Genomic DNA, 11315 nt, shown 5'->3' on the forward strand with positions numbered 1-11315 from the left:
GGGTACACACCAGTAACAACCTTCAGCCGTACGTCCAGTCCAGTCTCCTCCTTAACTTCCCGAACAGCGGTTTCGGCCAAATCTTCCCCCGCCTCCCGCCGCCCTGAAGGAAAGTTCCACAGACCATACGCGGAGGCCTTCTTCTCCTGGATCATGAACACCTCTCCGTTCCGCAGAACGGAAACGCTGGCGACAATGATGTTTTCTTCTGAGTTCATTCCATCTCTCCGTTAATGTTCAATTTTCCCCTCCAAATTCCCGATACCGCATGCTATGATAGCGATGGGCCTATGAACCATAATAGACGAACAGGGGCGATTTGGAGAATGAAAAAAAGCATTTTACTTTCTCTAAGTGTGATTCTATGTACCGGGATCAGTCTGGGCACCATCAGTCATGCGCAAGCGGCAGGTCAAGTGAAAAAGTACCAGAACTGTGCTGAATTAAACAAAGATTACAAGGGGGGCGTCGCCCGCTCGGCTTCTGTCAAAAACAAAGGCGGCAAGACCAAATATAAGCCTTATGTTTCTAAGGAGCTCTATGACGCCAACAAAAGCAAAGACCGGGACAAAGATTTCATCGCGTGTGAAAGATAACGAACAGATTATGACCAGTATTCTAGCAGCATGATCCCTTAACCTATGTATGGGGTCGTGCTTATTTTCGTTTTGACCCATTCTAAGATGGCCGCATGACCGGCTCTAGTAAACCAGCTCGCAATTTCCCGATGCTCCCATACGTCAAACAGGTTGCCGTCCAAATCCTCGAGTACGAAAAACTTCCCGTACTTCCCTTCGTCGCTTAGGCTGCCGACCTTGACGTCCCCGGCCTGTAACCGCCTGTGCAGCGACACGATATCGTCCGAAAAAAAGGTGATGACCCAGCGCTTTCTACCGTTCACTTCGAACACCGCTCTCGAATCGTGCTCACTTTGGATCAGATCAAGAATCGGCCGGTTCTCTCTGAACAAACTCAGATAACCGTCGCGCTTATTGCGAATGTTAAATCCGAAATGCTTCACAAACCATTCCGCCGATTTCTCCACATCTTTCACCGGAATAACATTATAAGCAATCCCTAGAATTCGCCCAGATTCCATATCCGAACCTCCATTTGGAATTTATACCCAAATACATTTTACAAGAATGTATGTTCGCATGTAAAGCAAAAATATTAGATAGCAATCTGTGGTCCCGACCCACACTCGGATCGCTGTCATCTGCCAAAGCCTCGACTACATTTCCCCCTTCGCTATCCACTGCAAAAAGTCAAAGCTCCTCTCCAGACATGCCTGATAGGCTTGGGGAAGGTAGCTTTTGGAGTAAGGGTTCATGAAACCATGCTCCCCTTCGATGACGTGGACGTGCGTGTTCTGACGATGCTCCAATTTTACAACGAGCTCTGATACGTTAAAGGATTTTTCGTTCCTTGCAAAAAACAATAAAGCCGGGCACTTCGGCTTCATTTCGGCGTAATTGTGAATTCTTGATCCGTAAAATCCGACGATCCCGTCGATTTCGGATGCACTGCACAGCCAGGCAATGGTTGCTCCAATGCTGAAGCCGACGATCATGATGCAGTCGTATTGATCCCGGTGATCTCGTACAATTTGCCTCACTTCATCAACGGCCCGGTCAAAGCCGATCTGGCTCACGAAATAGGAGTAGGCTTCTTCCTCTTGTTCATACGGAAAAGGCTCCCGTTTCAGCAGGTTCGGGGTCAGCACCTTGTAACCCGCCTGGGAGACCTTATCGCCAAAAGCAAGAATATGCTCGTTAAGCCCATAGATTTCATGGAGTATGATGACCAGTGCCTTTCTGGATGTTTGAAAATTCATGTTTGCCATCTCTTTCTATAGTAAATCGTTAGAGCTCTGCTTTTATGATTAGCTGTAGTCCTCAATAAGAGACAGCTTTCCATCCCTGATCATAAAGATCGACCTTCCTTGTAACCGAATGGTATCTCCAGTCTTTACACCGTCAGGAAGATCCGACGCCAGCACACCTGTGTAATCAATGTCCGCCTCAATCCGGCCGTTTATCTCCCGAAGCTCCAAGATAGTTTGATGCCGGGTCGAAAACAGGGCTGTCGCCTTTTCCGCCAAAGCCCGAAATGACTGCAGTCCATTCGTTTCCACCGAAACCTCGTTACCGACGATATTTCTGAAAATGACATCCGGATGAAGCACACTTAACATCCCCTCGATGTCAAATGTGTTATAAGCTTCGATATAATGGCGAATGAGCAGTTCGGCATCCTGTTCTAACAGTTTCCGGTAAATCTCTTCATTTTCCTTGTCAAAGCAAACGAACTGCACCTTCTTGATAGAGGTCTGCGGATGAGCCGATAGAAACTCTTTCACCGCACGGATAGCGGTCGGCGCCGCCAACGTCTTGGGAAAACCATAGATTCCCGTGCTAATGTTTGGAAAAGCTACGCTTTCCAGCTCGTACTGATCAGCCAGCGCAAGCGATTGGATATAGCAGCTGTGCAGCTTGGCCTCTTCCTCATGCTGTCCGCCGTTCCACACGGGCCCCACAGTATGAATCACATATTTGGCCGGCAGCCGGCCAGCCGTCGTGATCACGGCTTCGCCTACGGGGCAGCCTCCCTGTCTAGCCCGGATTTTCTTGCATTCCTCAAGAATTTCGCTCCCGCCGGCACGATGAATGGCCCCGTCGACGCCGCCTCCGCCCAGCAGGCTCGAATTCGCGGCATTCACGATGCCATCCACTTCAGCGCGAGTAATGTCTCCTTGGGTTAATTCGATCACGGTAGATTGATAGCTTCGTTCCACGCTTCGTTCTCCTTTCCGCCTGAATCTTCTAGCGATGGTTCTCTATTCTATTTAACTAGGGCATACATCTTTAAATCCTGATGGACACCTTTCGTAAAAATGCTTTTTCTTAACAGGCCTTCAAACTGCATGCCCGACTTTTCCATGACGCGCGCGGAGCCCACGTTGTCCGGGTGGCAGCGGGCTTCGATCCGCACCAGATCCATCTGGTTCAACCCCAGATCAATGATGCGCTTCACGACTTCGGTCATGTAACCCTGACCCCAAAAGTCCCTTGATATGGCATACCCCAGCTCGGCCTTCGCATGATGGACATCCCAGCCTACAAACCCGCAAGTTCCAACGAGCTTTCCCGATGCTTTGTCCTGAATTCCCCATGGGGCCACCTGCTGCTGGCTGTACCTCTGGAGAATTCTTTCAATATATCCCCGGGAATCTTCAAGCGATGCATGCGCGTACCACGTCGTGTATTTGGCCACCTCTTCATCCGAACAATACGCAAATATATCATAGTCGTCCCGGATCGATATTTTACGAAGCACGGTTCTAACGGTTTCCAGCACGGGGAGGTCTTGATAGACGTTTTCCCCCATTCCCCTCACCCTCTCTGATCGATACGGACCGTTTTATACGGAGCCGCCCTTATCCATATTTCTGATGTAACCCGCCATGCGCCGCATCATTTCCATTCTTGTAAAATGGTATTGTTCGTATAACCCGTGCGCATCTTTGGTACCAAGCAGGCCGTTCAAATCTTTGAACTCATCGGCATTGGTAATCGTGCCGACCAGCTTTTTCCCGATGCCGTGCCCCCTGTATTCCTCATCCACAAACACGTCGCACAACCAATACATCGTGGCCCCGTCGGTCACGACCCGCGCAAAACCGACCAGCCTGTCTCCGATGTAAGCCCCGTAGCAAATCGAGTTTTCGATCGACTTCAGGATTCTTTCCCTGGGCCGTTTATTCGCCCAATAGCTCCGCGACAGAAAATCGCAAACCTTTTCCACGTCCAGTTTCGACTTGTCGGTGCTGATCACCAAATCTCCGTCAATATTTTCCATATATATCCACCCTTTATGTATTTAAGGGCAATAGTATCAAGTCTGATTCCAAAGTTCAATCGTTTTTTGCAAAACAAAAAGAATAAGGCCCGAGATTTCTCGGGCTTTATTCTTAGGCTTGGGTTCTACGGATCGCCGGGTCCAGTTTTCTTTCGAAAAGCCGACTTTAAGCGCCGCGTACCCTAATGTCATATTCCAATTTAGGGGGTCATCGTATTAATCGTTGTCACGCTGACGCGCACGGGCTTCGCCGCCTTTTTCACCGATTTTACGGTAAAAGTCCTTGTCATGCGACTCGGCTGTAGCCTCTCCGCCTTTGCGGCCGATTTCCTGATAAAATTCTTTGTCATGATTTTTCGCCGTGGCTTCTCCACCCATACGGCCTCGTTCTTCCGGACTCATTTTGCCATTTTGGTTATTTGCCATGATCAATCACTCCTCTGAATTTTTGGGAATTTCTTTCACGACATGTATTTAACCGCATGAAAAAATTTTAAACAGGTTCTCTTCCCGTTTGCCGTCATGAAATTTTTACCTTTTCCCGTGCGACTTAATCCGTCTTACATTACCTAAACGTTTAAGTTATTTAACGAAATATCAGGCACCCTTTTCTGTATCACCTTATATTCAAAAAAAGAGAGCATCCCCACTCTATCTGCTGCGGTTTCTTGTATAACTTCGTTATTCCTCTTTTCTCATTGACAATATCGTTACCGGATTATTAATATTAATTTGTAAAGTTAACGATAACTTAATAAAAGGAAGTGTGTTGGGCGTTGAAATCCATTGAACAGGAAATCCGCAGGGAATGGACCGAGCATATCCTCCCCTTTTGGGCGGGATTGCGGGATGACCGGCATGGGGGATATTACGGCGAAGTGAGCGTAAACCTGCAAACGGACACTCTGGCTCCCAAGGGAGGGATCGCCACCGCTCGCCAGCTATGGTCTTTTTCCGCAGCCTACCGGGTAACGGGCGAAGAAGTGTGGGCATCCCATGCAAAGCATGCCTATTCGTTTTTGAGGGACCGGCTCATTGACCGGGAGCACGGCGGCATGTACTGGATGGTCGATCATGAGGGACAGCCGCTGGACACGCGCAAGCATGTGTATGCCCAGTCTTTCGCCGTCTACTCGCTTAGCGAATACAGCCGGGCCACCAGCGATGCGGAGGCGCTTGAGCTGGCACGCGAGCTTTTCGGGCTGATTGAAGAGAAGGGCTACGATACCGGCATTCAGGCTTATAAGGAAGAGTTTGACCGCGAGTGGCATGAGCAGCCGAACGAAATGCTCAGCGAAAATGGGCTGAACGCGGACATCACAATGAACACCACCATTCATGTGCTTGAGGCGTATACGACGCTGTATCATGTGCTTGAGGCGTATACGACGCTGTATCGCGTATGGCCGGATCCCCGGGTCCGCTCCGCACTGGAGAATTTGCTGTCCATGCTCTACAACCGGATTTACGATCCAGAGAAAAAGCGCCTGAATGTGTTTTTTGACCGCAGCTGGAACTCCCTGCTGGACCTGACCTCGTTTGGCCATGACATTGAGGCCAGCTGGCTCATTGACGATGCGATGAAAGCCATCGGTTCCGACCATGCCGATTACGCGAAGATGGTGGTAGACATCGCTTATCAGATCGCCGATACCGCAGTCTCGGAAGACGGCTCCCTGATGAACGAGCAGCACGGCGACCGCATCGACGATACCCGCATTTGGTGGGTGCAGGCCGAGTCCATGGTCGGCTTCTACAACGCCTATCAGCGGACGGGCGATACCCGTTTTCTGGATCTGATCGACCGGATGTGGAAGTATACGAAGACCCATATCATTGACCCTAGAGGCGGCGGCGAATGGTATTGGTCGGTTCAGGCGGACGGGCAGCCGGACCGCCGCGAAATAGCCGGACCTTGGAAGTGCCCTTATCATAACAGCCGATTTTGTATCGAAATGATTGAAAGGATGAATGAAGCATGATCCATGAAAAATATGCCGAGCTGGCTTCCCGCCAGGAGGAACTGTTGTCCCGGCCCAATGAGCGGAATACGGAGTTTTACAACGGAGTCTATGACCGATACAAGTACCCTGTGATCACTCGCCACCACGTGCCGATCCATTGGAGATTTGACCTGGATGCCGAGCGCAATCCGTTCTTTATGGAACGGCTGGGCATTAACGCCACGCTGAACCCGGGAGCTATTTATCACGATGGTAAATATATTCTGGTCGTACGGACCGAGGGCCTGGACCGCAAATCGATATTCACCCTGGCTGAGAGCGAGACTGGAATCGATAACTTCCGCTTCGTGGATCAACCGCTGGTCTGGGACGATATCGACCCGAACGAAACGAATATGTACGACATGCGCCTCGTCAAGCATGAGGACGGCTGGATTTACGGGATCTACTGCTCCGAGCAGAAGGACCCGGATGCACCGGCTTACGATACGTCGAGCGCTGTAGCGCAGGCGGGACTTGTCCGCACCCGGGACCTCAAAACCTGGGAGCGTCTGCCGAACATTCAGACCGGTTCACCGCAGCAGCGGAATGTGGTCCTTCATCCGGAATTCGTGGACGGCAAGTATGCGTTCTACACACGTCCACAGGACGGCTTCATCTCCACCGGTTCGGGCGGCGGCATTGCTTTCGGGTTATGCGATAACATCCTGAATCCGGTCATTGACCAGGAGACGGTGATCGACGAGCGCCGGTATCATACGGTGTACGAAGTGAAGAACGGCCAAGGGCCCGCTCCCATCAAAACCGACCGCGGCTGGATCCATATCGCCCACGGCGTCCGCAACACGGCGGCGGGTCTCCGCTATGTGCTGTATACCTTTGCGACCAGCTTAGACGATCCTGCCAAGGTTATTGCTAAGCCAGGCGGCCACTTCATCGCACCGTACGATGACGAACGCGTCGGGGACGTCTCGAACGTGATTTTCTGCAACGGAGCCGTCGTCAACGAGAAGAATGAGGTCTTTATTTATTATGCTTCAAGCGATACCCGCATCCACGTGGCCACGACGACGGTAGACCGGCTGGTCGACTACACGTTCAACACGCCGGCGGATGAGTTCCGTTCGCTGGATAATGCGGCCCAGCGCGCCAAGCTGATCGCACAGAACGAACAGCTGCTGGGCGAGCGCGCTTAAGTTTTAACCAACACGGTATAACCCCGGCCTCATTTAGATACATCTTTCTTTATTCGCTTGCCAAAGCAAGCTATACTTGTACTATATGATGTATGGAGCGTCCGGCTGCCGCAAGGCAGCCGGCGTTCAATGTAACGGACCTTTTTCGAATAACCAATTGTTGTAAGGAGATGGTGGAATGAACAAGCATATCACCTTGCGGGACATCGCCGAGCGAATGGGCGTCAGCAGCGTCACCGTCTCAAAGGCTTTGAATGACAAGGAAGGCGTCAGCGACGAATTAAAGGAGCGGATCAAGCAGCTCGCGGACGAAATGGGCTACCGCATCAACAAAGTCGCCAAATCGATGAAAGAAGGCTTAACCTATAACATCGGCGTCGTCATTCCCGAGCGTTTTACCGGACAGACGCAGTCTTTTTACCTGAAAGTGTACCAGCAGATTTCGATGGCCCTTGAGCCATACGGCTACGACGGCATTCTGCATATTTTGTCCGCCGAAGACGAGAAACTGCTCCACCTGCCGCGCATCTACTATGACCGCAAAGTGGACGGATTCATCCTCCTTGGCCAGATCAGCAAGCCTTATATCGAAGCGCTGGAGCATATGGAACAGCCGAAGCTGTTTCTCGACTTTTATGACGAGCATTCCAACATCGACTCGGTGACGACCGACAATTTCTACTGTGCCTATGAAATCACGAACTATCTGGTCCAGCAGGGTCACCGGAAGATCGGCTACGTCGGCAATCTGTATTCGACCAGCAGCATCCAGGACCGGTACCTGGGCTACTATAAATCTTTGCTCGAACACCGAATCCCGTTGAACGACCGCTGGATCGTCAATGACCGGGATGAGGAAGGAACGCTGATCGATATGGAACTGCCGGAGGATATGCCTACCGCCTTCGTCTGCAACTGCGACCGGGTTGCCCATTTGCTCGTCCTCAAGCTCAAATCGCAGGGTTACCGTGTACCCGAGGACTGCTCTGTGGTCGGGTTTGATAATGATGTGTTCGCTACCCTGACTGAACCGCACCTGACGACGGTAGAGGTCGATACGCCGCAAATGGCCCAGAGCGCCGTCCATTCCCTGCTGAAGAAAATCAGCTCGCCGGAAATGCGCTTCGGCCGCGTTCTTGTTCAAGGCAAAATCATTTACAGAAACTCCGTGAAGAAAGCAGGCTCTACAGATTGAGTCAGACCGTGATCCCACCTTACGATGCTGCGGCATGCTGATCTTCCGCTTCGCTATGCATCCGATTTCGGCGGCGTCCAGCCGGTCGCTTGCGACCAATCATGCGCTCTCTGCAGAATCTCCCATACAACAGGCCCTTTCCCCTCCACATATTTCTCGCGTTCGTGCTGAAACCGCTGCATCAGGCGATGCTTCTCGGCCGCATAACGCCGGCAGTCTTGGGGATGCTCGCGCAGGTAGTCCCGGAATAATAGGGTCAGCTGCTCGGACCAGCTCCCTGCCTGCCGCACATGGATATGCGTTCTGCGGGTGCCGGGAACTTCACGAAAGTACTTTTTCGTCAGGTCGGGATTATCCTCCCTGTGCACAAAACCGACAGACTCCATCTTGTCCCGGTAACGCGCGACATCCTGCAATGCCGCTACCGACACCTGAACATCAATGATCGGTTTCGCATCCATCCCGGGAATAGAGGTCGATCCCACATGGTCGATGCGCACGGCCGCCTCCCCCAAGGCTCCTCTTAGTTTCATCCCCAATTCAGAAAAGAGATGTCTCCACGCCGGATCATACGGCGCAATTCTCCACTGGTTTTCCATATCTGGCTCCTTTCCTGGCGACACAAAAGAGAGGAATCCACGCAGGACGCCTCTCTGTCTTCATTGGGATCGGATGCTCGCCGGCGTTACTCCCTGCTGCGGTCGCTTAATTTTTCGCTGATCTCCCGCAGGGTTTGCTGCAGCGCAACCATCTTCTTCAGGCTTGCATATTGGTTATTGATGATGGCAACCAGAGCGATTAGCAGGATGACAAACAGAAATAGCATGTGATCGTCCCCCAATCGTTATAAGTGCTGTCCCAGTAGTTCTTAGACACTCCATTCTGTATCCTGCCGTAAAATGGAGTACAGCCGTTGATCCACAAACTGCCCCTTAATCTTCAGCTGTTCCCGCAGCACTCCCTCGAAGCTCATCCCGAGCTTCTCCATCACCCGGAAAGACCCCGGATTGCTGGCGTTGCATCTGGCTTCCAGCCGATGGAATCCTGCTTGGACGAAAGCGTACCGCATGATTTCCCTCGTCGCTTCCGTGACAATCCCCAGACTCCAATAAGCTCTGGCCAACGCATAACCAATCTCGGCTTTTCATGCACCGGATCAACATGGATGAGGCCAGTTCTGCCTATCAGTTTACCACTGGCTTTCTCGACAATTCCCCAATGGATCGCCTGCTTCATATCAAACCTTTGATTGACTCTGATTAGGTAATCGACGGTCTCCTCTATGGAATGATGCCGGTCCCACACGGTTTCAGCCGACACATCCGGATCGCTTGCGAGCTCAAAGTAATCTGCGGCATCAGAGAGTTCCAGTCTTCGAATCCGAAGTCTCGCCGTTTCAAATGTTGGAGGACTTGAAAATAGTTTTCCTACATCCATCATCCATGGGCCTCCCCATTCTAAGCGCTTCTATTAGGTATTAGCTCCAAACGACCTTCAAATATTTTCGAAACAGCTCATCCAGCAGCGGTGTCGGATCTTGGAGTTCTGACTTAAAGTCCTTCAAAAAATCGATAACGTGCTCAATTTCGGCTTCGATAAAGTCATTGATGCGATCGATCCGCTTTTCATAATCCAGTTCCTCCCCGGCCATCTTGCGGCTTAAGAGCGAATGAACTTCTTCTAAAAGGGACTCATCTGAAATTAAATCCGCAACGAGATCCTGAAAGAGAATCGGAGGACTCGTGTTATACTTTTCGATCCATTTGCATGCCAGAATGGGCCGCAGTACATAGAAGTATTTTTTAATCTTCACATGCTCACCGCGCAAATACTCCCGGAAATTCCCTTGAGCCATACTTAGATAATGGTGCATGGAGGCTTTGGGAGAAAACACCTTCTCTTTGATGCCTAACAACTCGTCTCTAAATCCATAGTTTTCATCATAAACGATGTCAGAAACAAGCCATTCTAATAACGGAGGATTGGACTTTCTAAACAGCTTCAGCGCTTTTCGGATGTCCCACCCGTTGATATCCAGCATATCGTTGATCGGCAGTTCGATAACGTCCCTTTTATCATCGATCGACAGGTACCATTCGGGTCTGTTCACATAGACAAAACGAACATCGTAGTCGCTGTCTTTGGAAGGAAAACCCCATGCACGGCTTCCTGATTCCACAGCGAAAAGAATCTTAACCTGATGCTTTTGTTCAATTTCCACTAGACTCTGCTTTATGCTCTCTTTCACTGTTTGCCTCCTTCCGTCACGTATGAAAGGAACACTCTGCATTTTTAATCATAAGTTTCAATCGCCCTCTAAAAGAAACCTGCGCGGAGGTCCTGCTTCCTGCTCAGCTTCAAAATAGGATAGCCCTTCCCCGCAAATAAGGATGGACGGCTGCCCAAATCCAACAGCACTCTGGAGCGCTTCAAGCAGGGGCAGCTTTTTCCCGTCAATTTCAACATTCCATGAGATGCAGTAAGACACGTTGGCAGCCTTATGTTTCAGCATTAATTCGTAAATACGCTGAACATCCGAATTGGGCTTGGGAATTTCTATCATCCGTCGAAGAATGAAGAGGTCTTCATACCGATGTGAAAATCGGCTTAAAGCATGCTTTCGTTTCTTTTCCGAACTGAGCTCAAAGATCAGTCTCTCTCGAACTTCTTTCCGGCAAAACCGCTTGATAAAGTCCGCCTCAATTCCCCTGTCCATTGCCGCTCCCCTTGCTCTACACGTCCACCCGATAATTGAGATGCAGCTCGTCCCCCGGAAGTCCGCGAATTCCCCAATTCGCTTTCGGTGTTTCAAAAATCGTGATTTCCAGGTCCGAAACACCGATCCCCAAGGCGGAAATTTTTTCAAAAAGAAGTTGGATCAGCTGCTTTTTCGCGGCAGCCGATCGTCCTTCGAACATGCTGATTTCAATAATCGTATATTTGTCGGTGCGGTCACCGGGGTAAATGAAGTCTTCTTGATCCATGAAAAAGAACCGGTGAAACCTTTTATCCTGAGGCAGCTGCAGCGCCTCCACGGCACAGACGTGAAGCACATCCGAAAAAGCGCTCTGGATCGGTTTCAGCGTGGAACGTAGACCG

General features: G+C 50.6%; 17 protein-coding genes and 1 pseudogene. 4 read left to right on the forward strand and 14 right to left on the reverse strand.

Annotated features, from left to right (window positions below; all coding sequences use genetic code 11):
- Positions 1-218 (reverse strand): NUDIX hydrolase (locus CPT76_RS33160; RefSeq protein ID WP_146116518.1); only part of this gene is annotated, 218 nt, incomplete at its 3' end.
- A 108-nt stretch (positions 219-326) separates the two neighbouring features.
- Between CPT76_RS33160 and CPT76_RS33165 the strand changes: the two genes are divergently transcribed.
- The gene (locus CPT76_RS33165; protein ID WP_105445926.1) at positions 327-596 is read left to right on the forward strand and encodes an excalibur calcium-binding domain-containing protein; all 270 of its coding nucleotides are present in this window, start codon (positions 327-329) and stop codon (positions 594-596) included.
- Positions 597-634: 38 nt separating this feature from the next.
- Here CPT76_RS33165 and CPT76_RS33170 read toward each other — a convergent pair whose 3' ends face one another.
- The 7 genes and pseudogenes from CPT76_RS33170 to CPT76_RS33195 form a co-directional block, all read right to left on the reverse strand.
- Positions 635-1099 (reverse strand): VOC family protein, encoded by a 465-nt coding sequence (locus CPT76_RS33170; protein ID WP_105445927.1) that lies wholly within the window; start codon positions 1097-1099, stop codon positions 635-637.
- 135 nt (positions 1100-1234) lie between these two features.
- Positions 1235-1837 carry a dienelactone hydrolase family protein gene (locus tag CPT76_RS33175; RefSeq protein WP_105445928.1) on the reverse strand — a complete coding sequence of 201 codons (603 nt, stop codon included), beginning with the start codon at positions 1835-1837 and terminating at the stop codon, positions 1235-1237.
- A 48-nt stretch (positions 1838-1885) separates the two neighbouring features.
- Complete coding sequence (locus CPT76_RS40965; protein ID WP_258169066.1) at positions 1886-2281, reverse strand: nuclear transport factor 2 family protein; 396 nt, start codon at positions 2279-2281, stop codon at positions 1886-1888.
- Positions 2255-2797, reverse strand: a pseudogene (locus CPT76_RS40970) (O-acetyl-ADP-ribose deacetylase); the annotation flags it as partial. The pseudogene CPT76_RS40970 and the gene CPT76_RS40965, both read right to left, overlap by 27 nt.
- Positions 2798-2844: 47 nt before the next feature.
- Positions 2845-3390 (reverse strand): GNAT family N-acetyltransferase, encoded by a 546-nt coding sequence (locus CPT76_RS33185; protein WP_105445930.1) that lies wholly within the window; start codon positions 3388-3390, stop codon positions 2845-2847.
- 33 nt (positions 3391-3423) lie between these two features.
- Positions 3424-3861, reverse strand: a complete 438-nt coding sequence (locus CPT76_RS33190) for a GNAT family N-acetyltransferase (RefSeq protein WP_105445931.1) — start codon at positions 3859-3861, stop codon at positions 3424-3426.
- A 216-nt stretch (positions 3862-4077) separates the two neighbouring features.
- Positions 4078-4287 carry a KGG domain-containing protein gene (locus CPT76_RS33195; protein WP_076173330.1) on the reverse strand — a complete coding sequence of 70 codons (210 nt, stop codon included), beginning with the start codon at positions 4285-4287 and terminating at the stop codon, positions 4078-4080.
- Between the two features lie 350 nt (positions 4288-4637).
- Here CPT76_RS33195 and CPT76_RS33200 point away from each other — a divergent pair, with 350 nt between their 5' ends.
- From CPT76_RS33200 to CPT76_RS33210, 3 genes are all read left to right on the forward strand, one after another.
- Positions 4638-5843: an AGE family epimerase/isomerase gene (locus CPT76_RS33200; protein WP_105445932.1), complete on the forward strand. Its 1206-nt coding sequence runs from the start codon at positions 4638-4640 to the stop codon at positions 5841-5843.
- Positions 5840-7021 carry a glycoside hydrolase family 130 protein gene (locus CPT76_RS33205; RefSeq protein WP_105445933.1) on the forward strand — a complete coding sequence of 394 codons (1182 nt, stop codon included), beginning with the start codon at positions 5840-5842 and terminating at the stop codon, positions 7019-7021. The genes CPT76_RS33200 and CPT76_RS33205 overlap by 4 nt, the downstream gene beginning before the upstream one ends.
- A gap of 178 nt (positions 7022-7199) precedes the next feature.
- On the forward strand, positions 7200-8216 hold the full coding sequence (locus tag CPT76_RS33210; RefSeq protein ID WP_105445934.1) for a substrate-binding domain-containing protein: 1017 nt from the start codon (positions 7200-7202) through the stop codon (positions 8214-8216).
- 53 nt (positions 8217-8269) lie between these two features.
- Here CPT76_RS33210 and CPT76_RS33215 read toward each other — a convergent pair whose 3' ends face one another.
- The 6 genes from CPT76_RS33215 to CPT76_RS33240 form a co-directional block, all read right to left on the reverse strand.
- A complete protein-coding gene (locus tag CPT76_RS33215; RefSeq protein WP_105445935.1) occupies positions 8270-8815 on the reverse strand; it encodes a GrpB family protein in 546 nt (181 codons plus the stop codon).
- 86 nt (positions 8816-8901) lie between these two features.
- On the reverse strand, positions 8902-9042 hold the full coding sequence (locus CPT76_RS38135; RefSeq protein WP_181153216.1) for a hypothetical protein: 141 nt from the start codon (positions 9040-9042) through the stop codon (positions 8902-8904).
- Between the two features lie 42 nt (positions 9043-9084).
- Entirely contained in the window at positions 9085-9312 is a 228-nt protein-coding gene (locus tag CPT76_RS42365; protein ID WP_374954756.1) for a GNAT family N-acetyltransferase, read from the reverse strand.
- On the reverse strand, positions 9204-9656 hold the full coding sequence (locus CPT76_RS33225; protein WP_105445937.1) for a GNAT family N-acetyltransferase: 453 nt from the start codon (positions 9654-9656) through the stop codon (positions 9204-9206). The genes CPT76_RS42365 and CPT76_RS33225 overlap by 109 nt, the downstream gene beginning before the upstream one ends.
- Before the next feature lie 37 nt (positions 9657-9693).
- Positions 9694-10464 carry a nucleotidyltransferase domain-containing protein gene (locus CPT76_RS33230; protein ID WP_105445938.1) on the reverse strand — a complete coding sequence of 257 codons (771 nt, stop codon included), beginning with the start codon at positions 10462-10464 and terminating at the stop codon, positions 9694-9696.
- A 484-nt stretch (positions 10465-10948) separates the two neighbouring features.
- Positions 10949-11315: tautomerase family protein (locus tag CPT76_RS33240; RefSeq protein ID WP_105445940.1), on the reverse strand; the 367-nt coding region annotated here is incomplete at its 5' end.

The organism is Paenibacillus sp. AR247, from assembly GCF_002968895.1.
In the GTDB taxonomy this organism is placed as follows: domain Bacteria; phylum Bacillota; class Bacilli; order Paenibacillales; family Paenibacillaceae; genus Paenibacillus_AQ; species Paenibacillus_AQ favisporus.